We start from the raw sequence: 25,456 nt of genomic DNA on the forward strand, positions 1-25,456 counted from the left end.
ATACACAAAAACTTCAAGAGAGACACAATGCAAGCCACAATGCCACTATTTATCGATACACACTGCCATCTTGATGATGAGCGTTATATAACAGATCTAGCGCAAGTTATAGCACAAGCCAAAGAGCTTGGGGTAAAGGCGTGCATTATCCCAGCTGCTAGCCCATCTACGCTTAATCGCGCTAGAGACATAGCCCAGCAATATCCGCATATCTACTTCGCTTGCGGACTGCACCCTTGCGAGATTAGCCACGAGAATGCTAGCATAAGCAATCGCTCCACCCTGCAAGAGTGCTTTAGCCTACTTGATGAGCCACAATGTATCGCCATAGGTGAATGTGGGCTAGATTATTACCACTTCTTAGAATCCACTTCTAAGCAGGAGCAAAAGCGCAACCAAGCAGAAGTTTTTATCGCGCATATTGAGCAGGCAATAGCGCGGGATTTGCCCCTAATTGTGCATATACGAGAAGCAAGCAATGATGCCTATGAGATTTTATCCCAATATCCAAAGGCACGCGGTGTGCTGCACTGCTACAATGCCGATGAGATTTTGCTAAAGCTTAGTGATCGCTTTTACTATGGCATTGGTGGGGTGGCGACATTTAAAAATGCTAGAAGACTCCTAGAAGCCCTGCCTAAAATCCCATTAAATCGCATTGTCCTAGAAACTGATGCCCCCTATCTCACCCCCCACCCACACAGAGGGCAGCGCAATAGCCCAGAGTATATCCCGCTAATCGCCCAAAGAGTCGCAGAGATCCTATCAATCACACAAGAGCAGCTAGCAGATATTAGCACAAGTAATGCCTGCACTCTCTTTGGTATCCAAGCAAGCTAGATAATGCGCCATTTATAGATTGCTTAAAATTTTTGCTATAATCGCCACTTTTTAAATCCGCATAGATTCTAGTAAATCCATTGCCATATCTAAGGAGTGCGCATTGTCGCTTGTATCATCATTTTCATCAATAGTATTACACAGATTTTCACCCTTAGTGCGTGTGCGCAAGGCTTGTTGTAAAGGATTCTTGCTTGCTAGCCTAATGACAAGTGCGCATAGTGGGGGCTTTATCCCTGATAATCACACAGCTTCTACACTGCATTCTCTAGGTGTTGGCGTGGAGTTTTTAAGCTCTTTGCACTCTAATGCTATCTTGCAATCTGCTAGCACAGATACGCGATGGACACGCTTTGTGCAGCAATTTGATGCAAGCTATGAGTTTATCCCCATTATCCGCTCAATGATCGTGCAAGCGGGGATTCCGCAGGAGTTTTTATTCCTAGCGATGGCGGAGTCTGGATTCTCATCAAGAGCATATAGCAAGAAACGCGCGGTAGGGATTTGGCAGTTTATGCCCTATACGGCAAAGGATTTAGGGCTTGTGATAAACGACTATGTCGATGAGCGTAGAGATCCTATCAAAAGCACGCAAGCAGCGATCAAGTATTTGCAGTTTCTCTATAACGCCACAGGGCAGTGGTATCTCGCAGCAATGGCGTATAACTGCGGGCTTGGGCGACTCAAAAAGGCGATTGAACGCGCTGGAAGCAGTGAGCTAGAGGTGCTACTTGATGAGCGAGAAAAGTATCTACCCGGCGAGACGCGCCAATATATCCGCACGATATTGAGTATGTCCCTAGCCTTTAGCAACACGCAAAAAATGCAAGCCGTTGATAGAGAGTATCTCCTAAATCGAGGGGCATTTGATACCCTAGCCCAAGTGCAAATAAAGGGCGGCACACTGCTAGCAAGTATCGCAGCAGGAGCTGGAATGAGCCTAGCAGATATTAAAAAATACAATCGCCACTTAACTTATAATTTCCTCCCAAAATCAAGCAAGCAATACGCCATTTATATCCCTTATGATAGGCTCGCGCATTTTAAGCAAAACTACGATCCAAACGCGCTGCCTAGCGCGAACTTCATCTTTCACAAGGTCAAAAAGGGCGAGAGTCTTGCCTCCATTGCTAAGAAATATGGCATAAGTATGGAGGAGCTAAAACTTAGCAATAATTTCTCAAGCAAGCAAACAATCTTTGCCAATCAAAAAATAGTAATCCCCATATTGCAGCAAATCGCGCAAAACTAAAATGACAGCACAAGCCCGCCCCATACTGCTACTACAAGCATTCAGTGCTATGATTCTAGGGCTTTTGGCTATGCTTGGGATTTTAGGCTGTGCGAATGAAAGCGTATATCGCGGAGGGATTGGGGCATTTAGCGATTATGATAGCTTGCAGTCCTATCGCTCCACAAGCTCTCCTACGGCAAACTATATCAATCAAGCCTTTGGTGGCGATGTCTTCACGCTTGGGAAAAATGGCAGTAACTTTAGCGCGAGCAATGCCCCAAGTGATAGCTTCAGCGGGTCAAATGCTTCACTTCTGCGCGGTATGCGAGAGAGCGAAGCGATCCAAAGAGCGACTATGCGCCCTTACCAAATCGCTGGGAAGTGGTATTACCCCACGCAGGTCAAAGTAGGCAAGACTTTTGATGGGATCGCTAGCTGGTATGGTCCAAACTTCCACGCCAAAGCCACTTCAAATGGCGAGACCTACAATATGCACGCTCACACTGCTGCTAGCAAAACCCTGCCGATGAATACCATTGTAAAAGTCTTTAACAAAGACAATGGCAAGACAACGATTGTGCGTATCAATGATCGCGGTCCATTTGTCGATGGACGCATAATCGATCTCTCCAACGCCGCAGCAAAGGACATTGATATGGTGCAAAAAGGCACGGCAAAGGTGCGTATAGAAGTCATAGGCTTTGGGGGCAAAGTCGATAAGCACTATCAAAACACCCTTAATGTCTCAAATGAAGCGATCCAAGATGAATTTGAAGTAGGGAGCGATGAGAGTCAAGCAGTCTCTGGGGGGTCATTTTCACTACAACTAGGTGTGTTTAAGCAAAAGGGTGGCGCAGAATCCACTAAGCAAAAATACAGCGACACAAACTATAATGCCATAATCAAAGAGCAAGACGGCTTGTATAGGGTATTTTTACAAGGATTTCAAAGTGAAGAAGAAGCCCAAGACTTCGCCAAATCCCATAGTCTAAGTCCCGTTATCGTGCGCGACTAGAATCCACTTTTACACTACAAGGAGCAATATGCAGCACCTAGAGCGATCGACCAAAGAAACACAAATCACTGCAAGCCTAGAGATCTATGGCAGCGGCACAAGCACAATACACACAGGTATTGGGTTTTTCACCCATATGCTTGAAGCCTTTAGCAAGCACGCGCTTTTTGACATCACACTAGAATGCAAAGGCGATATAGAAGTGGATTTTCATCATAGCGTGGAAGATTGTGGGATCGTGCTGGGCAAGCTTTTAGCCCAGAGTATTTACCCTGTATCCAGTATAGAGCGATTTGGCAATGCCGCTGTGGTAATGGATGAGGCGTGTGTGGAGTGTGATATTGATATTAGCAATCGCGCGTTTTTACACTTTGATATGGGAAAAGCGTATTGTGGCAAGGTGGGGGAGTTTGATGTAGAGCTTGTAGAAGAGTGGTTTCGTGCGATGTGCTTTAATGCCAATTTGAGCGCACATATCGTGCTAAAAAGGGGCAAAAATCTCCACCACATCACAGAAGCGGCATTTAAGGCATTTGGCGTGGCACTGCGCAGGGCATTAAGCAAGAATGAGCGCGTGGTGATCCCTAGCACAAAGGGCTGCTTATGATACGCTTGCTGCTACTTGATGTCGATGGCACACTGACAAATGGCACAATCAACTTCCTTGAGCTAGATAGCGGCATTTATGAGTCTAAGTCCTTTCATATCCACGATGGCTTAGGGATTGCCGCGTGGCTTAAGCTTGGGCGAGAGGTGGCGATCATCTCTGGGAGAGAGTCTAAAGCCTTGCGGAAGCGAGCAAGTGAGCTAGGGGTTACTAGGATTTTTATGGGTGTGCAGGATAAATCTGTCATCGCTAGAAGTATCATCTCTGGGCTTAATCTCTCCAAAGATGAAGTAGCCTGTATAGGCGATGATATAAATGACTTAGGTATGTTTAGAGAATCTGGACTGCGCTTTGCCCCAGCCAATGCCAATGCCTACCTACGCTCACAAGCAGATGTCTTGCTCACACATACCGGTGGCAATGGGGCTGTGCGAGAGATGATAGAGTTTATCTTGCAGCGCAATGAAGAAGAATATCAAGAATTTTTAGCCCTCTATGAGTAAGATTCTAGCCCTAGCACGCAAGATTATTGATATGCTTAAGCCTTATTGCAATGCTGATTATAGTGTGCATTGGTTTTTTGCTTTCATCTTTGCTGGGGTTTGTCTTTTTATCATCACTTTTGCCAAAGATACGCAAGCCATCTTGCTCAAACAAGCCCAAATGCCCCTTGTAGAACTCTATGATTTTTCTATCTATCAAACCACCGACACAGGCGTGCAAGTCCATATCCAAGGCACAAAAGCCCTGCGCTATGCAGAATATGAACAAAGCTTTGAAACACTTTTGCGTAAAATCTCCCCCAAGCTCCGCAACACCCCACGCATAGTAGAGTATCTCTATGGGCAAGAAATAGTGCGCACAAACAACATCTACACATTCAACAAAGGCGGGGTCTATGCTAAAAATAGCGGCGAGGTCTTTTATAGCAAACGCGCGAAATACGATCTATCAAGCGAGATTTTCACAGGGATTGGGGCATTTTGGGCAAGCTCGGTGGAGGGCAGCATAGAAGGGCAAAATATCATCTATAACCAAAAGCTTCAAACCACAACTGCCAGCAATATCACCGCTACAATCGATCTACAAGCACATAAGGATAGCAAATGAAATATTCTTTTACACTAGAATCCACTTTTGCATATATATGCGTATTTTTGGGGCTATGTGTGGCTGCGGCAGCAGAAAATCTTGATATACAAGCCCAGCAAGTTTTCGCCGATGAGAAAAAGGGCATTACCACCGCTACGGGCAAGGTCAAAATGGTAAAAGGCGAGGACAAGCTCAATGCCGATAAAGTCAATGTCTATGTCAATAAAAATCGCAAGCCGCTTAAGTTTGAAGCCATAGGCAATGTAGATTTCCTCTTACTCACCCAAGATGGCAGAAGGCTTAAGGGCAAGAGCGATACGCTTATCTATCTCATAGAAGCCAATGAATACCAGCTAATTGGCAACGCTCAAGTGCAAGAAATCGGCAAGCCCAATTTCTTAAAAGGGGAGAAAATTGTCTTAAACAACGACAATGGCATTGCCAATGTAGAGAGCAATAGCAATGCCCCTGTGCGTGTCATCATCGATCTAAACGATATGCAAAATACCCCATCCAATAGCCCAAAATCCCCAGAATCCAAAAAAGTGGATTCTACCCCATCGCAATGATCACAATCACAAACGCGCACTTTCTCACTTCTGCAAGTAAGCTTAGCGAGTGTCCTGCCCCTACGACAAGCGAGATTGTTATGCTAGGGCGAAGCAATGTAGGCAAAAGCACCTTTATCAACACGCTCCTAGAATCCAATCTTGCTAAAAGCTCCTCCACACCGGGCAAAACACGGCTTATAAACTTTTTCACATCAATATGGCACGATCAAGAAAAGGACCTGCATATCCCTATATCGCTTATCGACTTGCCTGGTATCGGCTATGCCAAAGTCTCTAAGCAGGAGCTTACTCTCTGGCAGCGCAATTTGTGGGAGTTTTTGCAGCAAAGAAGCAGTATCAAGCTCTTTATCCACCTAATTGATGCCAGACATCAGCAGCTTGCCATTGATAGCAATCTAGCCAGCCAGATTCAAGCAATATTACGCGGCGATCAGATTCTACTCCCTATCTATACCAAAGCCGATAAACTCACCAAAAACGACCTAGCAAAGCTCAAGCAAAAAGCAGCACTAATCACCACAAATAACGCTACAATAGCACGCACAATCTATCGCCCAAAATCCCCACAAGATCCAACTCTCCTTGATATGATAAGAGAGCGTATCTTTTACGCGCTTTTAGGCGATATAAGCACCGATATGCCAAACAAGGGATAGCTATGATCCAAGAGATGAAGCACAACACCTACAAGCAAATCGCCAAAGTCGCTTTGCTGTGTTTTGTCTTTTTCATCTGGACTATGTGTAATCGCATATTTTTGTTTTTGCCGCCGATGATCGGGCTGCTTTTTATCATTTTTATGGATGTTTATCAGCGAAAAAATCTCATTGCTACCATTGGGATTCTCATCTGTCTTGTGATCTTTGAAGCCCAAAACCAGCTCCCGCTAGGGATCTTGCCTTTGGTATTTCTCATCGTGCGCTATATCATCACAGAAAAATTTAATTTAATCTTTGGGCATAACGCGCTTTTTGTCTTCTGGTATGTAGGCGTGCTATATCTTAGCTACTTTTTTGTGATGTATATTTTTGAGATGTTTGGCTTTGGGCTTGAGTTTAAAATGCATAGTATTTTTATCGTGTATTTTGTGTGTGAGTCGTGCTTGGGGCTTGTGTATGAAAAGCTCAAAAAGATAGCGAATGAAAAATATTAGTATCCCTTATAAAATTGTCTTACTCATTTTTGTGCTTGTGTGGATTATCCTAATACTGCGCATTTTTATCCTAACAATCCAGCGACACGACCACTATGAAAGAATCGCCAAGCGCAATATCTCTAAGCAAGAAGTGCTTGTGCCAGCTAGGGGGCTGATCTTTGATAGAAATGGCGAGCCCTTGGCGGTCAATGAGCTGTTTTTTAGCATTTATTTAGAGCCACTGCTTAGTGATAAAGACTTGCGCAATGCCATTGCAATGATTATCAAATATCTCCCGGATCAAAATTTCGATGAGCTTTTGCAAACCTACACAAAGCAAAATTCTGCCTATAACCACGATCTAATCAAAGTCATCGACTATATCCCAAGCAACGACATACAAACAGCCTATGCAGCTCTTATGCAAGAAGACAATATCCGCGTGCAGCCTACCTTCCGCCGATTTTATCCGCACAGCTCGCTTGCCTCGCACATCATCGGCTATGTCGGCAGAGCGGATAAAAATGATGTCTTCTATGATCCGGTTAGCAAATACACTTCTATCATCGGCAAAGAGGGCATAGAGCGGCACTATAATACGATCTTGCAAGGGCAGCTAGGCTATCGCAATAGTATTGTCAATGCCTATAATCAACGCGTATCCAAAGCAGAAGAGTTCTTCCCACAAACGCAAAACAACATCACCCTAACCATCGATGCCAAGCTCCAGCAAACAATCGATGAAGAATATAGCGAGCAAAATGGCGCGGCTATCGTGCTTGATGTGAAAAGTGGCGAGATCCTTGCGGCTGGAAGCTACCCGGAGTATGACCTAAATGACTTTGTAGGAGGCATTAGCGTGGCTAAATGGCGCGCCCTTACTGATAATCCACACACTCCACTTATCAATCGCTTCATCAATGGGCAATACCCTCCCGGCTCTGTCATCAAAATGGGCGTAGCAATGGCGATTTTAGAATATGGCGATGTCAATGAATACACCAAAATCGATACGCCTTACTCTGTCAAAATCGGCGAATGGCAGTTTCGCGATTGGAAGCAAGGCGGACACGGCAGCTCGGATATGTTTAAAGCCTTGCGAGAATCTGTTGATGTGTATTTCTACAAACTCTCACAAGTGGTAGGGATTGGTAATATGACAAATGTGCTTGGGACTATGGGCTTTGGCGAGCGCACGGGGGTGGATTTCCCGGGGGAGTCTAGCGGGATACTTCCCACGCCAAATTGGAAAGCGCAGCGATATGGGCTTACTTGGTATGTGGGAGATACCGTGCAAACCTCCATTGGGCAGGGCTATTTCTTGGCTACACCTATGCAGATCGCACGCTACACCGCCCTGCTAGCAAGTGGCAAGCTCCCCACGCCACACTTCCTAAAAAAGCAAAATAATGATGACAATATCATAGAGCCAGAAGATGTCCTAAATGACTTGCAAAAATCTAAGCTAGGGGCTATCCAAAAAGGTATGATAGAAGCCTGCAATGCCCCGGGTGGCACAGGCACGCGCCGAGTCTATGGCTCACAAGTCAAAATCGCTTGCAAAACCGGCACCGCGCAAGTTACTTCTATCCCGCAAGAAGTAAAAAAACGCGCCAAAGAAAGTGAGCTAGCCTACTTCCACCGCTCACACGGCTGGATGACAGCCTTTGTCCCAGCGCAAAATCCCCAATACGCCATAACGATCCTTATCGAGCACGGGCAAAGCGGCGGTAATGCCGGACCTGTGGTCGTGCGCATAGCCAATGAGCTCTACAAGCTAGGCTATATCAAATAGTCTAGCCTAATAATCGCTCTTGCAATCGCGCTAAAATCGCGCGATCTACCCTTTTCTCACACGCTTGTATCGCGGTAGAAAAAGTGGATTCTAGGCTAGAATCTAGCCGCTCTTCTTGTAGCAGTAGTGCTGCTATGGTAAGTATGCCTTCTCTATGGTGTGTGATAAAGTCCATAAGCGTATCTAAAACTTCAATCCCACTACAAGAAGCGTGAAAGATAAGGGTATCCCCCACATTCTCTTGTGTGCTAAATAGCCCAAGCTCCTGCCCTTTTGTAACTAGCTCACGCGCCTTTTGATAATCGCTACCAAACACGCCAAAGCTATCTTTGCATAGAGTGCGCACCGCCCTATCGCCCACAAGGTAGAATCCAATATGCCGCAATAGCTCCGTGCGACTTAGTGTATCAATGCTAGATTCTAGTAGCACACTCTCAAACAAGCTTACCTTTTGCATACTAAGCTGATAAAAACGCCCATAGAGATATTTGCTCGCGTGGTAAATCGCATACACATCGCGCAAGCTGGATTCTAGTAGCGGTAGCCGCTTTAGCCCGCTATGGATCTTGCTATACACAGCATCAAAATCACGCATACTGATTTCTTGAGCGTGATTGCGCAGGGCATTAAGCGCGGCTTCATTGACAAGCGTGGCAAGACTCGCACCGCTAAAGCCTGAAGTCTCACTAGCGATTTGGGCGATGTCTTGGTGGAGATTATTAGGCTTGCTAGCAAGATACATTGATAGGATCTGCTCTCTTTCTTGCTTATTAGGCAGCTCGATGAAAAGCTTCCTATCAAATCGCCCACTTCGTAAAAGTGCCGGATCAAGCACATCGATATGATTAGTCGCTGCAAGCACGACCACGCCGCTATTATCGCTAAAGCCGTCCATTTCCACTAGCAGTTGATTGAGAGTGGATTCTCGCTCGCTATTATTGCTACCCTCCTTGCGCGCCTTGCCTATGGCATCAATCTCATCGATGAAGATAATACAAGGCGCACTAGCCTTTGCCCTGCTAAAAAGCTCTCTTACCCTCCTAGCTCCCACGCCCACATACATCTCCACAAAGCTCGCGCCACTTTGGTAGAAAAATGGCACGCCACTCTCGCCTGCAAGAGCCTTGGCTAAAAGTGTCTTGCCGACCCCGGGCAATCCGCTAAGTAGCACGCCTTTTGGCAGACTAACGCCAAATCGCTGGTATTTCTGCGGATTTTTGAGAAAATCCACAATCTCTAGCAGCTCTGCCTTGACATAATCAATGCCTGCCACATCGCTAAATCGCATACTAGAGTGCAATGGCGCAAAAGTGGATTCTGGGGGATCTTTAATTGCAGCAGCGTTGATCGGCGTGATATGCACGCGATTTTTACGCGATGCAACTAGAGCTATCCCCACCCCACACACAAGCAGGATAAATACAATCACAATCCCCCAAATAAACCACTTCGTGCTTGTTTTATCAATGGGCATTGTTTTGATAATGGCGGGATTGACTTGAGAGAGCAGGATTTTATACACTTGGCTATCTTTGGCTTGGGCATAGAGGTAGTCATCTCTCTCCCAAAGCTTTATGATGAAGTTTTTTTGCAAGGCATTTTCTAATGCAGCAGCTGAAATAATCTTGGCATTATCCTTTAGCACAAGCACCAAGCACAAAAGCAGCACGATCACCACTCCGCTAAGTCCCACCCACAAATGCTTAGATTTTGGCATAGTTATGCTCCTTAATGTCATACTCTGTGATCTCCACCCACTGCCCTAGCTCTTGGGTGGATTCTATAAAGATCTTATTGAAATGCTCATCAAGCCCCACATATACGCCGCCTAATTGCTTCTCAATCAGCACTTGCAAGGGCTTGTCTTGTGCCTGTCTTTTGCGGCGGAAGGCAAGATTTGCTTCTTGTATATGCGTATTTAGACTATGTAGCCGCTCTTTAGCAACCGCGCCATTGACACGATCACTCATACTAGCAGATGCTGTGCCAGAGCGGATAGAATACACAAAAGGGTGGATATGTGTAAGCGGGAGTGTGCGGACATTGCTAAAAGCTTGCTCCCATATCTCTTCACTCTCTCCGGGGTGTCCTACAATATAATCTGTGCCAATGGCATAGCCTAGATCTGCGATTGTGTGCAAAAGCCTAGAATCTTCTTCAAAGCAATTAGCACGATTCATTAGTTTTAGCATTGCATTGTGCGTGTGCTGCAAGGCAATATGCAAATGCCGCTCTAGCTTAGGGTGAGCTAATAGCTCGCAAAATTCTTCATCAATTTGGCTTGGCTCAAGGCTGCCGATACGCACGCGCTTTAGATCAGGGATAGCAAAGAGTGTGTGCAAAAGCTTTGTAATAGAGCTATTGCTATCCTTGCCATAGCTACCGACATTTGTGCCTGTAAGCACGATTTCTTGCACCCCAGAATCCACCAGCACTTGCACCTGCTTTACAATCTGCTTTAAAGGCAAGGAGCGTGATTTGCCCCGCACTGAAGGGATAATGCAATAACTACACGCAAAATCACAGCCCTCTTGGATCTTGATAAAAGCACGCGATTTGCCCACAAACTCACTCACAATACTAGAATCCAAATGCGCTAAATTATCTTCATAGAAAAACTTCTGCCCTTGTGCTAGCTTGTCTAAAGCCTGTGCGATAGACTCTTTATGACTATGTCCTAGCACGCCATCGACTAAGCCCCTTTCTAGCAGCTCTCTGCCTTGAGTTTTCACTCCACAGCCTGCAAAGACCACGGATTTCCCTAGATCTCTTGCTTTTCTCACATAGCTGCGCACGCTTGAGTCTGCGCCATTTGTTACCGTGCAAGAGTTGATTACAACAATATCTGCTTGCGCCTCTTCTAAAGTATGGGCAAAATCGCCTAGATTCTCGCGCATAATCTGTGTGTCATAGAGATTAGTGCGGCAGCCAAAGGTTTTGAAAAATACTTTTTTCTCTTGTTTTATCTCTTTCATACAATGCTTTCTTAGTGGGATTTATCGCCAAAGCCATCATAAGGCGTTTGGACAAATTTTGTCGTCTCATAGGCGATGAAAATATCTGGCTCTTGCAAGATAGCCTGCATAATTTCTAGCGATATTTGACTGCGGAGTGTGAGCGTGGCATAGGCGTTTGTTTGATACCACACAGAAATGACAAGCCCATTTGTAGCGATAAAGCTATACACCCTAGGATCGACATTGGCGTGTTTGAGCGAGTAGCGATCGCGCATTTTACGCAAGCGACTTTTGGTAAGCTGGGTGTAGGATTTAGAATGCTTGGCTGTAATATCAAGCGCGATTTGCTGGGCTTTTTGCGCATTAGAATCAAAGGTGATACAAAAATCTATCCCGTCCCACACTGTTTGCATACCATTATGCGTGTAATTAGCAATCATCATCGTAAAGACAAAGTTATTAGGGATAAAGACAATGCGTCCGGCGCGGCGATTATGCGCGAAGCTTGTGAGCGTTACATCTTCATACATTGTAATGCGTAGCATAGAAATATCTAGCACATCGCCTACATAGATACTGCCATCTTTTTCTACCCGAACTCTATCACCCACATGCACACTGCCTCCAAGCACGATCACAAACCACCCCAAAATACTCATAAACAAATCTTTCATAGCAATCGCAAGCCCAGCAGAGGCAAAGCCCAGCACCGCGACAAGATAAGTAACATTCTCCAAGTAAGCAAAGAGCAAAATAAGCACGATAATAGTGATATTAAAAAAATTGATAATTTTATTTGCTGTGTAGGTGCGCTCATTATCAGTGATATATCGCTTGATTAAAAGCTTAAGCCCCAGGGCTAGCCCGATACTAATAAGAATCGCCAAGGCGATATACATAAGCTTGAAGGTTTGCTTGTGGATTTGATGAGAGAGCAAGGCATAGACCTCATCATAGCGTTTATTATAAATATCAATGCTAGTGGAGATGATATTATAAGCACTTTGAAACTCTAGCAATTCTGCTTGGACAAGGGCTAGCTCTTTGGCATAGTTTTTGTGGCTTTTACTAAGCTGCTCAAGTAGGCTATATTTGCGCTCAATGAGTGTCAGCACGATCTCTAGGCTCTGCTTATTGCTCTCAAATGCCGCCTTTGTGTTTTGCAAATTGTTGATAAAAGATAGCCCACTAATAATGGCAAAAGGATTGGTGATATTAGGGAGATCGCCTATCTCTGGCTTTTGGATTAGGTCTTTAAAGGGATCACTTTTAGCGTCCTTTAGCAAATCAAGCTGCCGCTCTAGTGTTTCTATGGCTAGACGCTTTTCATTAAGCGCGCTAATGTTTGTAGCATCTATATGCAAAATCTCATCTTGCAAAGTGTGCATTTGGCGCATTATGCGATTGTAGTTTGCATAATCTGTGTAGCGTTTAAGCCAAGGATTATTGCTCTGTGTCAAGGTGGTATTGATAGATACTAGCTCATCTTGTAGCTCTTTTTGCGACATTGTAGTAGAGTCTTTATGCTCTGTGTTAAGGGGATTTATCAGTGTAGAAGCTTGCTCTGGCGCAGCCTGCGCCAAAGAGCTACACAAAAGCCCAAGCACTAGAATCCTACAAACTCTCTCACACCACGCTTTCACGCACAATCCACCTTTGCATAAATAAGCCAAATTATAGCAAAACTCGCCAAATCAGCACCCTCTAGGGGCGATATAGGCATAGCCACTATGCGGCAAGATACATATATACTTTGTATATGCGCCCTTTTTTAGTGCGATTTGCATAGGGGCTTGCAAGGCTCTAATATTTCTAGCGCAAAAGGGCTTGCCAAATCGATCAAAGCCTATGCGAAATGTATTGATCTCTTGGCAGGCAAATTCGGATTCTAAGATGATAGATTCTACCCCAAAGCTCTCATATAGCCGCACTAAGATCTCGCTATTATTGCGGCACTCTGTGGCAATATTATCATTACTATATCCTGATAGACACCGCCTATTTTTGCCATTTATTGCGATAATATCGCCGGGCTGGGGCTGATTATCTCTATCTGTCGTAGGCGAAAATCTAGGCGTGTCAAAAAACACACTAAAGCTATTTAGCGTATAGATTCCACTTTGATGAAATTGGATCTGCCAAAAATTCTTACTAGAATCCAATAATTTATGCGGATCAATAGAAGGGTGCAATGCAGTAAGCGTAGAAGTCTGCTTAAGCGTGGCAAATTCTAAGGAGCTATTTAGAGCTAGATGCTGTGTATAGCGGATATAGGCTAGGGTGGTTAGGGCAGCTTGGTGCAATGCGTGCTTAGAGCTTGGCATAGCAAAGCTTGCAAACACACCTAAAATCACAATAGCAATAACTAGCTCAAGCACACTAAATGCGGCACGCATTACTTCTCACAAGCTTATATCTCGCCACGATCTTGCCTAAATACGCGATTTCTATCATCTCGCCTTTATGTGATATGGGCGTGGATTCTTCATACAAACACGCCGCACTACCTGCTTCAATCCCATAAAAGCTAAGGCGCAGAGCTAATGCACTATTTTCTACCTTTAAATGCTCTATACCTCGGCTTTTTAGGGCGTTGGCGACATCTTTTGCTATGTAGTAGGAGCGTGCGAAGTTGGGCTGGGGGCTAAAGAGATAGGTGATCTTATTGCCAAAGAGACAAAAGCTCTCAAAGCATAGCACCAAAAAGACTAGCCCCATACGCACCCTAAAGCGCGTGCGATACATTTTCAAGCGCACACGCATATCATTGTAGAATCCATACACCAAAACAGGTAGCCCCACGACACATAAGGGCGCGAATTTGGTGATGTCAATTTCTTGACGCAGGGATAGAAGCAGGCTAAAGATAAGCCCGCTCACACTAATTAGCACCATTAGAGAGTAGTCTTTATGCCTTGTGATAGCCGCATATAGCGTATAGATATAATACAAAAACAAAAGCGGAGAAAAGAGCATAGCAAATGCCCCTAGCACATCAAGCGCATACGCTTGTGGCACACCAGCAATAGAGCTAGAATACAAAAACATATTGACCCCAAAGCCCACAAGAGAGGTCAATAGCATCTTGCTCTTTCTATGCAAAATCGCATACACACCAAGCGCGATAAACAGCACGCAAAACACTAGATCCAATAGCCCAGCCAAACAAATAAGCACATAAGGGATTTTCTTAAAACGCAGCTGCACAAAGCAAATAGCTAGCAAAACAAAAATAATAAACCCACTCTCATAGAGCAGCAAGGCTGATAGATTCACACCCGGCAAAAGTGCATATAACAGCACTAGAAAGAGACTATCGCGCCTTTTACGCAAGTAGATTCTACCTATTAGATACATTAGCGACATATTGCCTATATGCACGACAATCAAGCTAAAGCGCAAGGCATAATCACTACTCCCAAAAATCTCTACACACACTCGTAACCACACAAAGAGCCACGACTCACTGCTATGGAGCTTAATGAATTCTTTATAGCTGATAGAAATCTCGCTAATCATATACACCAGCAGCCCCACGCTAGCACACAGCACTAGCAAAAACCCAAAATCCACCACATCATATTTACGCCACTTGATATGTGCATATCTATGTAGCCACAAACGCATTTGCAAAGCTGCACGCGCAAAATGCAAGCGCATAACACTAGAGAATTTCTGTAAAGTCATAGCCATTTGCACGCAAGCAATCACAAATTGCCTGCTTGTGTTCTTGCCCCTTAATTTCAAGGGAAATGATCACATACGCATCGCCATAGGCGAGATTTGTGCTAGTCCTGTCGTAATCAATTTGCACGATATTTGCTCCTGCTTGGACAAAAATATCGCTTAATGCCTGCAATGCCCCGGGCTTATCCACAAGCAGCACTTGGAATTGGAATTTACGCATAGTTTTGACTAAGCCCTTTTGGATAATCAAATTAAGCATTGTTACATCAATATTCCCCCCACTTAGCACCACGCCCACGCGATCATTGGCGTTTAAGGCAAGCTTGTTGTGTAAAAGAGCTGCCACACCCACTGCCCCAGCCCCCTCTACCACAAGCTTTTGATTTTCTAAAAGATACAAAATCGCTGAAGCGATCTCTTCGTCATCGACTTGTATAATATCACTCACTAATGACTCTACATAGGAGAAATTTAGCGCATTGACATCGCGCACAGCGATACCATCGGCAATCGTGCGCACAGATTCTGCATTGTGCATACTGCCAGATTTAAAGCTCTCTGCCATAGCGGGCGCACCCTTTGCCGTTACGCCTATGATCTTAGTAGTGGGGCTTAGGTAATGATATGCTGCAGCGATCCCGCCGATAAGCCCTCCTCCACCAATAGGCACAAGCACTATATCTAGCTCCCTTTCTGCAATCATCTCAAGCGCGATAGTTCCCTGCCCCGCCATAACAGCTTCATCAGCAAAGGGGTGGATAAAGCTTAAGCCCCTATCTTGCGCGATTTGACACGCTTTGGCATAGGACTCATCATAATTATTGCCGTGTAGCACCACTTCTGCGCCTAGCTCCTTGGTGGCTTGGACTTTGAGCAAGGGCGTGGATTCTGGCATCACAATCACCGCAGGGATAGAAAAATGCCTAGCAGAATACGCCACGCCTTGGGCGTGATTCCCAGCACTTGCGGCGATCACACCCCTAGCGCGATCCTCTGCGCTCATAGAAGCGATTTTATTAAACGCGCCGCGGATTTTAAACGCTCCTGTGCGCTGGAGATTTTCTTTTTTCAAATAAATATGTGCATCAAATCTCAAAGACAGCTTAGGAGCAAGAGAAAGCGGGATATACTCAATGATTGGCGCAAGCCGTTCTTGTGCCTGCTGCAAGGCTTGTAAGGATAGCATTTAGACTCTTTGTTTGGGATAGTGTAGATGTGGTGCTATTGTAATGCGCCAAGCTTAAAATCAAGCAAGATAGGCGCAAGTTATGGTAAGTGCCATCGATGAAAGTATGGCAATTTATACTTTTGTGGGTTATAATAATCAATCTTGATTTACATAAGTATCCCGCAAATTATTAAGAACAATACTAAAGGATAGATTCTATGTCGCACGCCACAAGCCCTAAGCGCACTCTTACTATCGCGCTTGTAGGACAGCCAAATGTCGGCAAAAGCTCGCTGATAAATGCCCTTAGCGGCTCGCATTTAAAAGTCGGGAATTTTAGCGGTGTAACGATTGAAAAAACCCAAGCAAGCTTCACCTACCAAAACACGCATATAACCATAATCGACCTGCCCGGCTCCTACTCGCTCAACCACTACTCCCCAGAAGAGAAAATCACCAAAGACTTCCTAGAATCTAGGCAGTATGACATCGTGCTAAATGTGCTAGATTCTACCAATCTCGCGCGTAATCTCGCACTTACAGGGCAGATTATGGATCTTGGGATAAAGATCGTGCTAGGGCTAAATATGATCGATGAAGCGCGAGATGAGCAGGTTATAGTCAATCACAAGCTACTAAGTGAGATTCTAGGTGTGCCTTGTGTGCCTATCTCTGCTAGCACAGGCGAGAATCTATCTCTCTTGCTTGATACGCTCCTATCCTATGCGCAAAAGCCCCTGTGTGCGCCAAAGCGCGTTTATAATGACAAGATAGAAAAAGCCATAGCCCAAGTAGAGCAATTTATCACGCAAAAGTCTTTCTACGAGCTACACGCCTATCCCAAAGCCAGCACGCCTTTATCTGCTAGAGGGCTTGCGATTTTGCTCATCAAGCAAGATGGCGCATTATATGCCTACTTGCACGATAAGCCCTGCTACCACGAGATTGTGCAATATGTCAATGCCGCGCGCAATGAACTCTCCCTAGCAAGCGATGAGCAAAATATCGCAAGGCTTTTCCACCACGATGCCATAGCCTATGCCCAAGGTGCCGCGCAAGAGACTATCACCTACCCAAAATCCACTTTAGAGCAGACAAAAAATGTGGATTCTATCTTGCTACATAAACGCTTTGGGATTCCTATTTTTCTTGTGCTGATGTTTGTGCTATTTGAAGCGACCTTTTATGTGGGCGGGTTTTTTAAAGACTATATTGAGCTAGGCTTTGAGAATCTAGCAGAAGTGATTAGAGAGCATATTGTGGTAGAGGCATTTGCCTCCTTGCTGTGTGATGGCGTGATCGGCGGCGTGGGGACGATTCTGGCATTTTTGCCACTGATTGCTGTGCTGTATTTTGGGATAGCACTGCTAGAGAGTAGTGGCTATATGGCGCGCATAGCCTTTTTGCTCGATGGCTTTTTTCATAAATTTGGCTTGCACGGCAAGAGCTTTATCCCGCTTGTAGCGGGCTTTGGCTGCTCTGTGCCAGCCTATATGGCTACAAGAACGCTCAAAAATCGCAATGAGCGGCTTATCACGCTCTTTGTCATAGGCTTTATGAGCTGTAGTGCTAGACTGCCCATTTATGTGCTATTTATCGGGGCATTTTTTGATCAAAAGCACGCCGGGCTCGTGCTTTTTGGGATCTATCTTTTTGGCGCGATCATTGCACTACTACTTGCCAAGCTGCTAAAGCTCTCGATATTTACCGGGCACGAAGAGCCATTTGTAATGGAAATGCCAAAGTATCGAATGCCCAATTGGCGTGTGGTGTGGTTTAGCGTATGGAGCAAGGTGGTGATGTTTTTGAAAAAGGCGGCAGGATTTATCTTCCTAGGGTCGATATTGATTTGGTTTGCCTCTCAATACCCCAAATCCCCAGAGCTAGAAGAGCAATACACCGCTAGCCAAGAAGCCCTAATGCAATCAAAGCAGTTTAAGGCCCTAAGCAAGCAAGATCAGCAAGAAGCTCTATGGTATTTGCATAATGAATACAACGAAAACTTCTTGCGCCAAACCTACTCTGGCAAAATCGGCGAAGCCTTGCGCCCGATTTTTGCGCCGCTGGATTTTGACTGGCGGCTCTCTATCTCTCTTGTAGCAGGCTTTGCGGCAAAGGAGGTGGTCGTCTCTACACTTGGGATCCTCTACGCCCTAGGCGATGATGTCAATGAAGAATCCACCTCCTTGCAGCAAAACTTGCGCGATAATATCTCCTTTCCCACGGCGATTGCTTTTATTGTCTTTGTGATGTTTTATATCCCTTGCTTTGCAGCGACTATCACCTTTGGCAGAGAGGCAGGGGGGATAAAGTTTGTGGCATATCTCTTTATTTTTACAAGCATTGTGGCGTATTGCTTCGCGCTACTTGGCTACTACTGCGCTTGGCTTGGGTATAAGTTTTTTATGGGCTAGATAGAATCCACTTTTTGCGTTTAAGCGATTCAGTCTTGGGCGAGCAATGCGATTGATTTTACAAATTTTGGACGGTCATTACCGCTAAGGTAACTCCCGCCCAAAATTTGTAAAAAACACCCACAGCCCCACCGCAACCCTTAGAATCGTTTTTCCTAGAATCTACTTTTTCAAAAGCCTGTTTTACTTCAGCACGATTCTAAGGATTGCGGTGGGGGCTGTGGTAGCTTTGCGGCTTATGGTAAAGGTTAGCGAACTTGGCGTTCGTGCCTTTGCCATAAGCCGCAACACTGCCGCATTGCTCACCCAAGACTGAATCGCCTACCACCTAGAATCCACTTTTACGAGTTGTGCTACAATAAGATCATTCACTACAAGGAGTTCCTATGCAAACGCTACTACTTTTTTCACACACATTTTGGGACAATTCTAAGGTCAATAAGGCATTACTAGAATCCGCAAAATCTCTCCCCAATCTCACTATCCACAATCTCAATGTAGCCTATCCAAATGGCACAATCAATGTCGCTAAAGAAGTGGAGCTACTTGAAAAAGCACAAAAGATCATTTTCCAATTTCCGCTTTTTTGGTTTAGCACGCCAGCCCTTATGAAAGAGTGGCAAGACCGCGTTTTGACGCATATCCTCTATGGTGAGAATCCAAAGCTTCTGCACGGCAAGAGCTTTCAAGTCATCACGACTTTGGGCGGGAGCAAAGATAGCTATGATGGACACCACGGATATAGCCTAGAGACGATTCTAACGCCGCTTACAAGCACCTTTAGCTATTGTGGCTGTGAAGTGCTAGAGAGCTATGCGATCTTTAGCGCGAAAGTGGATTCTATCCCCACGCAAGAGTATCTCTCACTTTTAGGCTAGTCGCGTGGATTTGGGGATTGGCTGGTATATCACGCTTTTTATCGCCTCTGTTGTGGGTGGGCTAGTAGGCTCGCTCTCTGGCGGAGCTGGTATGGTAACAATGCCCTTGCTTTTGCTTAGTGGTATAAGCCCCTTGCAAGCCCTAGCGACAAACAAACTTCAAGCCTGCGTAGGCTCTTTTACAAGTGCGGCGCATTATTATCACGGCGGCTTGGTGGATTTTAGCCAAAGTCGCGTGCTTATCATCATCGCGGTGGTGTTTGCTGGCATTGGGGCTTTTAGTGTGCAGTTTATCTCGCTGGATCTGCTGGCAAAGGCATTGCCCTTTGTGATGATAGGGCTTGGGATCTACTTTTTGCTCTCATCAAAAATCAGCGAGCAAGATCGTGCGCAATCTATCAACAAGCCCTATCTCTATGGCTCTTGCGCGCTTGCTAGTGTGTATGGCGGATTTATGGGGGTGGGGATTGGCTCATTTATCCTAGCGATACTTGTAGTAGTGGCTGGCTATGGACTTAGCAAAGCTCTAGCGCATTCGCGCTGGATAGTCTTTAGTATCAATCTCTCTTCTACGGCATTTTTCTTGCTAGGGGGGCAGGTATTGTGGATTCTGGGGATTATGATGTGTGTGGGGCAGATGATTGGCGCAAGCCTAGGGGCAAAGCTTGCTATCAAGCACGGGGCTAAGATTATCCGCCCAGCAGTGATCGTGCTATGCTTTGCTATCTCTACACAGCTACTTATTAGAGAGTTTTTCTAGCTTGCTCTTTGGTGTAAAATAGCGCGTAGATTCTAGTAGCAGATTAAGAACATAGCAATTTGTAACAATATTTGCTTGCAAGGCATAATTTTATAGCATTATGCTAGTTCTGTGTGGTTTTATGTGCTAGAGTTTCGCAATTTCCCCACCAAATCAAAACCAAGGATAGTCGTGATCGAGCTAAAAAATGTCAATAAATACTATGGTAAGCACCGCGTGCTAAAAGATATAAATCTCACAATCAAAGATGGTGAAAAGCTTGTCATCATTGGACCAAGTGGCAGTGGAAAAAGCACTACAATCCGCTGTATGAATGGGCTTGAAGAGGTAAGCTCTGGTGAAGTGATTGTCGGCGGTATCCCGCTTAATCACAAGACAAAGACAAAGATATGCCGCGAGTATTGTGCTATGGTGTTTCAGCATTTTAATCTTTACCCACATTTAAGCGTGCTTGAGAATCTAACCCTTGCGCCCATTAAGCTACGAGGCAAGACAAAGCAAGAAGCACAAGAAATTGCCTACAAATACCTTGAAGTTGTCGGCTTAAGAGATAAAGCACAAGTCTATCCAGCGACACTTAGCGGAGGGCAGCAGCAGCGCGTGGCAATCGCTAGAAGTCTCTGCACGCAAAAGCCCTATATCCTCTTTGATGAGCCTACCTCCGCGCTTGACCCCGAGACGATACAAGAAGTCTTAGATGTTATGCGTGAGATCTCACATCAAAGCAATACGACAATGGTTGTCGTAACGCACGAGATGGGGTTTGCCAAGGAGGTGGCAGATAGGATCATCTTTATGGAAGATGGTGCTATCGTGGAAGAAAGCGTGCCTAAAGATTTCTTCGTATCGCCAAAAACCGAGCGTGCGAAGACATTTTTGGGTAAAATTTTGAGCCACTAGGCTAAATTTATTTTAAAGGAGTCGTAATGAAACTAGGTTTTAAAGGAATGCTAAGGGTAGCGGGTTTGCTTCTTGTATCGGGACTTTTTGCTTTGCAGGCAAATGCAGGAATGCTAGATGACATTAAAAAACGCGGTGAGATTGTTGTGGGTGTGAAAAATGATGTGCCGCGTTTTGCCTTGCTTGATCAAAAGACAAAGCAGATTCAAGGTTTCGAAGTTGATGTAGCAAAGCTTTTAGCAAAAAGCATTTTAGGTGATGAGAAAAAGATTAAGCTAGTGGCTGTAAATGCTAAGACAAGAGGACCATTGCTTGATAATGGTAGCATTGATGCAGTTATTGCGACCTTTACGATCACGCCAGAGCGCAAACGCACTTATAATTTTTCACAGCCATACTATAAGGACGCTGTGGGCTTACTTGTGCTAAAAGAAAAGGGATATGCATCTATCGCTGATATGAAAAATACGACCATCGGTGTAGCCCAAGCAGCAACTTCAAAAAAAGCTATTGATGAGGCGGCAAAAAAGCTTGGTGTGAATGTGAAGTTTAATGAGTTTCCAGACTATCCAAGTATCAAAGCAGCCCTTGATGCAAAACGCGTAGATGCCTTTGGCGTGGATAAATCTATCCTTTTGGGTTATGTTGATGATAAGAGCGAGATACTACCAGATAGCTTTGAGCCGCAAGAATACGGCATTGTAAGCCCTAAGAAAGACAAAGAGTTTGCTACATTTATTGACAAATTTGTGCAAGACAATAAGGCGCAAATTGATGAGCTAGCTACAAAGTGGGGACTATAAAAAGTGGAGAGTGTAGGCTTGGATACTGCAATGGCAGGGAGTGAGACTTTGGGGGAGGGTCTCTTTAGCTTCTTAGAATCTGTGGGTTTATACGATGAGGACAATCCTAGCTCAAATCCATTTGCGTTGTGGAAGTTTGCAGATATGCTTTCACACGCTGATGAGTTTCTATCAGGCTTTGGCTATGCCTTATCGGTAAGTTGCCTTGCTCTTTTGATCGCGCTTATTTTTGGCACGATCGGTGGCGTTATGGCGACAAGCAGATTTAAGATTCTTCGAGCCTACACACGCATTTATGTTGAGATTTTTCAAAATACACCGCTTGTGATACAGATATTTTTCTTGTATTTTGCCTTGCCTCCGCTTGGGATTCACCTTGATGTGTTTAGTGTCGGTGTTTTGGGCGTTGGAGCATATCACGGCGCGTATGTGAGCGAGGTGGTGAGAAGCGGGATACTCTCTGTCCCAAAGGGGCAGTTTGAAGCTTCTGCTTCGCAAGGATTCACCTACACGCAGCAAATGCGTTATATTATCCTGCCACAAACGATTAAAATTATCTTGCCTCCATTGACAAATCAAATGGTCAATCTCATCAAAAATACTTCTGTGCTTTTGATTGTAGCGGGCGGGGAGATTATGTATGTGGCTGATAGCTATGCTGGAGATACGAGCAATTATGCTCCGGCTTATCTTTTTACTGCATTGCTGTATTTTATCGTGTGCTATCCGTTGGCGTATTTTGCAAAATTTTATGAAGATAGGCTGAAAAACGCCCATCTCAAGCGTTAAGGAGATCTAAAATGGAAAATGTATTTAATGAGACCAACTTCCACTTTCTCCTTGATGGCTTGTATTTGACACTTATTGTAGCGGTGGCTACTTGTGTGATTTCTATCATTCTTGGGACATTTCTTGCCATCACGCGTAATTATGGTGGGAGGGTCGCACGCACTCTAGCGGCTATCTATATAGAGGCGTTTAGAAATACACCCTTGCTTTTATGGATGCTAACAGCCGTGTTTGTTTTGCCAAGCTTTTTTGGCAGGGCTGATCCTGCGGTGTGGGGGACGATAGGCTTTTCACTTTATACAAGCTCGGTTATGGCGGAGATTATCCGCGGTGGGCTAAACTCTATCCCAAAAGGGCAGTTTGAAGCGGCGTATTCGCAGGGATTTAGCCAGTTTTTTACATTGTTTTATATCATCTTGCCCCAAACTTTTAGAAAAGTTATCCCTTCACTGCTTTCACAAATTATCACGACATTTAAGGATACTTCATTTCTTGCTGGGCTACAAATCGCCGAGCTTACCTATCAGTCTAAGATTATCCTAGCACAGCTTACAAGCTTTGAAGAGATTCTTGTGATGATTGGCGTGGTGGCAAGCATTTATTTTGTCGTGTGCTTTAGCCTATCTGTGCTTGTGCGCTACCTTGATAAAAAAACCGCGTATGTGGGGTAGATCTGCTAGAATCTGTTGGTGTCTATTTGGATTCTAGCAGGTTTTCATAAGTAGTTTCAAAGTATCCATAGCTCTTGCATTGCTTGTGATCTCTGTGCGATTGCTAGCAAATCTCCCTATATCTTGTTTATTGTGCTACCTTTTTACTCATAATCTCGCTTTTACGCCATTTTTCTCGCATTTTTACAAAAAAAAAAAAAACGACCTTGCGTTAGAATCCAAGTTAGATTCTATATAAAGGAGTATGTATGACTTTTCAATCAGATCAAAAATACATTGCAGAAATGCTAAGCCATAAGGGCGCAAAATTTATTATCCCACCATATCAACGCCCATATAAATGGGGGATAGATGAATGCGAAACATTGTGGAACGATATTATTAATGCCTTTAGAGAGAATGAAGGCAGAAAAAATGAATATTTTCTAGGCTCTATTATTGCTTTTTCAAATCCCAATTTCAAAAATAAATTTCAAATTATTGATGGACAACAGAGAATCACGACTTTTACCCTACTTTTTCGGGCATTTTATGAATGTTTTGAAACAGAAAAAAAGAAAGAGGATTATCCAAGAGAGTTTGGCAGTTGCGTATGGGAATATGTAAATAATAAGGGACTCGAATTTACAGAGCGACATTTACAGAGCGAAGTTGCCACAGATAGAGAGAAAGAGAATCTTAGTCAAATTTTAAGTGAAAAAATTGATGAAAAGTTCCTAGAAGAAGATAATAAGAAAATAAAAAATAATCGCTCGCCTTATGTCCAGAATTATTTGTATTTTTTGGAAAAATTACACAGCTTTAAGCACGACCAAAGTAATAGCTGGGGAGAGTTTTGTGATTTTGTTTTAGAGCAAAATTTATTTGTGCTATTTGTAGTATGCGATAGCCAAGAATCTGCAATGACAATTTTTAACACACTTAATTCTCGCGGAATGCCACTCTCCAATGCTGATGTGCTCAAGGGATATTTATATAAACACTACAAAGAGCAAGGCAATATCGATGGCTTTATTGATCAATGGAGTGAGATTGAGACAAATATAGAGAGTGTGGAGAGCAATAAAGATGTAGGGCTTGATTTTCTCTTTTTGCAGTATATGCACATTATTAGGGCGATAAATAAAGACTTTAATACGACAACAATAAAATTTTTAGACTTCTTTACTTCAAAAGATGAGTCTAAAAAAATTGGGAACAAAAAAATACAAATCTGGGGATCATCGCAAAAGTGGCTTTATAAGGATGAAACAATGCCTTTTATCGCTTTACTTGCAGACTTTTGGCTACGACCACAATATTACTTATGCGGTAAGTCTCTTTACTATATGAATGTGCTAAGTATTTTTCAAAATAAGGGCTGGAAATCATTTGTGAGCTGCTTGGTATGGAAATATAAGGAGCTATTGTTTCAAAAAAATATTGACAAAAATGCAATTAGCCAATCATTTGAAGCAGCATTACTAGAATTGCTTCAAAAAATAAGTTTGCTCTTTTTGAGATTAGAAGCCACTAGCAATAAAATTGATCAATTAGTATTTAAACTAAACGCCAATCTGCTAAACAATGAAGCTATAACTAAAGAAATAGATGAAATTCCTTACCCATCATTTGAGACTTTTATTGAAAATATGTGGGAAAATAGAGCCAATAAAGCCAAGTATATTCTCTATCTTTATGCGTATGTGTATGATGATTTTTCACAGCCCATTGATGTAGCTGATTTGCAAGTTGAGCATATTTTGCCAAAGCGGTGGCAGAATGCCAATTTTAATGGCTGGGATGAAGAGAGCCATAAAGAGTATTTAGAGCAAATAGGCAATAAGATTTTGCTACCTAGTGCGAGCAATCTTGCCTGCCTTGAAAATTTCTTTGCTCAAAAGAAAAAAGAATATGTAGATTCTGCAAACAGCCACCTAAAAGAAGTGCAGGATTTAGCCAAGCTGCCTCAAAATGACTGGCGTAAAGAAGACATAGACAAACGCAATAAAGATATTTATACTCGCTTGAAAAGCTTTTTTATAGGCAATATGTAGTGTCATTCCGCAAAGATTTGACACAAGGGTATGGCTTCTTTATTTTACTATTGTTTCTAGTGTGCTTTTGCATTTCTAATGCTACACATTATGAAATCACACT

General features: G+C 43.9%; 23 protein-coding genes and 1 pseudogene. 18 read left to right on the forward strand and 6 right to left on the reverse strand.

What is annotated here, in order from left to right:
- Positions 1-27: 27 nt before the first annotated feature.
- From NYG90_RS08310 to mrdA, 10 genes are all read left to right on the forward strand, one after another.
- Positions 28-840, forward strand: a complete 813-nt coding sequence (locus NYG90_RS08310) for a TatD family hydrolase (RefSeq protein WP_285257603.1) — start codon at positions 28-30, stop codon at positions 838-840.
- A 205-nt stretch (positions 841-1,045) separates the two neighbouring features.
- A complete protein-coding gene (locus tag NYG90_RS08315; protein ID WP_408938841.1) occupies positions 1,046-2,092 on the forward strand; it encodes a lytic transglycosylase domain-containing protein in 1,047 nt (348 codons plus the stop codon).
- Position 2,093: 1 nt separating this feature from the next.
- Positions 2,094-3,089, forward strand: a complete 996-nt coding sequence (locus tag NYG90_RS08320) for a septal ring lytic transglycosylase RlpA family protein (protein ID WP_434062736.1) — start codon at positions 2,094-2,096, stop codon at positions 3,087-3,089.
- 28 nt (positions 3,090-3,117) lie between these two features.
- Complete coding sequence (gene hisB, locus NYG90_RS08325) at positions 3,118-3,696, forward strand: imidazoleglycerol-phosphate dehydratase HisB (RefSeq protein ID WP_285257601.1); 579 nt, start codon at positions 3,118-3,120, stop codon at positions 3,694-3,696.
- Complete coding sequence (locus NYG90_RS08330; RefSeq protein WP_285257600.1) at positions 3,693-4,199, forward strand: KdsC family phosphatase; 507 nt, start codon at positions 3,693-3,695, stop codon at positions 4,197-4,199. Before hisB ends, NYG90_RS08330 begins: the two co-directional genes overlap by 4 nt.
- Positions 4,192-4,806, forward strand: coding sequence for a hypothetical protein (locus NYG90_RS08335; RefSeq protein ID WP_285257599.1), 615 nt, complete (start codon positions 4,192-4,194; stop codon positions 4,804-4,806). Before NYG90_RS08330 ends, NYG90_RS08335 begins: the two co-directional genes overlap by 8 nt.
- Positions 4,803-5,357 carry a lipopolysaccharide transport periplasmic protein LptA gene (gene lptA / locus NYG90_RS08340; RefSeq protein WP_285257598.1) on the forward strand — a complete coding sequence of 185 codons (555 nt, stop codon included), beginning with the start codon at positions 4,803-4,805 and terminating at the stop codon, positions 5,355-5,357. The genes NYG90_RS08335 and lptA overlap by 4 nt, the downstream gene beginning before the upstream one ends.
- Positions 5,354-6,016, forward strand: coding sequence for a ribosome biogenesis GTP-binding protein YihA/YsxC (yihA, locus tag NYG90_RS08345; protein ID WP_285257597.1), 663 nt, complete (start codon positions 5,354-5,356; stop codon positions 6,014-6,016). Before lptA ends, yihA begins: the two co-directional genes overlap by 4 nt.
- Positions 6,017-6,018: 2 nt before the next feature.
- Complete coding sequence (locus NYG90_RS08350) at positions 6,019-6,513, forward strand: hypothetical protein (RefSeq protein ID WP_285257596.1); 495 nt, start codon at positions 6,019-6,021, stop codon at positions 6,511-6,513.
- On the forward strand, positions 6,500-8,290 hold the full coding sequence (mrdA, locus tag NYG90_RS08355) for a penicillin-binding protein 2 (protein WP_285257595.1): 1,791 nt from the start codon (positions 6,500-6,502) through the stop codon (positions 8,288-8,290). Before NYG90_RS08350 ends, mrdA begins: the two co-directional genes overlap by 14 nt.
- A 607-nt stretch (positions 8,291-8,897) precedes the next feature.
- Here mrdA and NYG90_RS10610 read toward each other — a convergent pair.
- The 6 genes and pseudogenes from NYG90_RS10610 to ilvA form a co-directional block, all read right to left on the reverse strand.
- Positions 8,898-10,007 (reverse strand): annotated as a pseudogene (locus NYG90_RS10610) (AAA family ATPase); the annotation flags it as partial.
- On the reverse strand, positions 9,994-11,265 hold the full coding sequence (gene mtaB / locus NYG90_RS08365) for a tRNA (N(6)-L-threonylcarbamoyladenosine(37)-C(2))-methylthiotransferase MtaB (RefSeq protein WP_285257593.1): 1,272 nt from the start codon (positions 11,263-11,265) through the stop codon (positions 9,994-9,996). The gene mtaB and the pseudogene NYG90_RS10610, both read right to left, overlap by 14 nt.
- Positions 11,266-11,276: 11 nt before the next feature.
- Entirely contained in the window at positions 11,277-12,890 is a 1,614-nt protein-coding gene (locus tag NYG90_RS08370; protein WP_285257592.1) for a mechanosensitive ion channel domain-containing protein, read from the reverse strand.
- Positions 12,891-12,941: 51 nt separating this feature from the next.
- Positions 12,942-13,643: a pilus assembly FimT family protein gene (locus NYG90_RS08375; protein ID WP_285257591.1), complete on the reverse strand. Its 702-nt coding sequence runs from the start codon at positions 13,641-13,643 to the stop codon at positions 12,942-12,944.
- Positions 13,627-14,958: a hypothetical protein gene (locus tag NYG90_RS08380; RefSeq protein ID WP_285257590.1), complete on the reverse strand. Its 1,332-nt coding sequence runs from the start codon at positions 14,956-14,958 to the stop codon at positions 13,627-13,629. Before NYG90_RS08380 ends, NYG90_RS08375 begins: the two co-directional genes overlap by 17 nt.
- Positions 14,912-16,120, reverse strand: coding sequence for a threonine ammonia-lyase (ilvA, locus tag NYG90_RS08385; RefSeq protein WP_285257589.1), 1,209 nt, complete (start codon positions 16,118-16,120; stop codon positions 14,912-14,914). The genes NYG90_RS08380 and ilvA overlap by 47 nt, the downstream gene beginning before the upstream one ends.
- Before the next feature lie 200 nt (positions 16,121-16,320).
- Here ilvA and feoB point away from each other — a divergent pair, with 200 nt between their 5' ends.
- The 8 genes from feoB to NYG90_RS08425 all read left to right on the forward strand — a co-directional run bounded on the left by feoB (position 16,321) and on the right by NYG90_RS08425 (position 25,353).
- Entirely contained in the window at positions 16,321-18,516 is a 2,196-nt protein-coding gene (feoB, locus tag NYG90_RS08390; protein WP_285257588.1) for a ferrous iron transport protein B, read from the forward strand.
- Positions 18,517-18,902: 386 nt separating this feature from the next.
- On the forward strand, positions 18,903-19,394 hold the full coding sequence (locus NYG90_RS08395; protein ID WP_285257587.1) for an NAD(P)H-dependent oxidoreductase: 492 nt from the start codon (positions 18,903-18,905) through the stop codon (positions 19,392-19,394).
- A 4-nt stretch (positions 19,395-19,398) separates the two neighbouring features.
- Entirely contained in the window at positions 19,399-20,154 is a 756-nt protein-coding gene (locus NYG90_RS08400) for a TSUP family transporter (RefSeq protein WP_285257586.1), read from the forward strand.
- 171 nt (positions 20,155-20,325) lie between these two features.
- Positions 20,326-21,054 (forward strand): amino acid ABC transporter ATP-binding protein, encoded by a 729-nt coding sequence (locus NYG90_RS08405; protein ID WP_285257585.1) that lies wholly within the window; start codon positions 20,326-20,328, stop codon positions 21,052-21,054.
- Positions 21,055-21,080: 26 nt separating this feature from the next.
- On the forward strand, positions 21,081-21,857 hold the full coding sequence (locus tag NYG90_RS08410) for a transporter substrate-binding domain-containing protein (RefSeq protein WP_434062737.1): 777 nt from the start codon (positions 21,081-21,083) through the stop codon (positions 21,855-21,857).
- Positions 21,858-21,887: 30 nt separating this feature from the next.
- Positions 21,888-22,646, forward strand: a complete 759-nt coding sequence (locus NYG90_RS08415; protein ID WP_285264931.1) for an amino acid ABC transporter permease — start codon at positions 21,888-21,890, stop codon at positions 22,644-22,646.
- A gap of 11 nt (positions 22,647-22,657) precedes the next feature.
- A complete protein-coding gene (locus NYG90_RS08420) occupies positions 22,658-23,317 on the forward strand; it encodes an amino acid ABC transporter permease (protein WP_115011286.1) in 660 nt (219 codons plus the stop codon).
- A 248-nt stretch (positions 23,318-23,565) separates the two neighbouring features.
- On the forward strand, positions 23,566-25,353 hold the full coding sequence (locus NYG90_RS08425) for a DUF262 domain-containing protein (protein ID WP_285257583.1): 1,788 nt from the start codon (positions 23,566-23,568) through the stop codon (positions 25,351-25,353).
- Positions 25,354-25,456: the final 103 nt, after the last annotated feature.

This window comes from Helicobacter zhangjianzhongii (assembly GCF_030249855.1).
Lineage (GTDB): Bacteria > Campylobacterota > Campylobacteria > Campylobacterales > Helicobacteraceae > Helicobacter_B > Helicobacter_B zhangjianzhongii.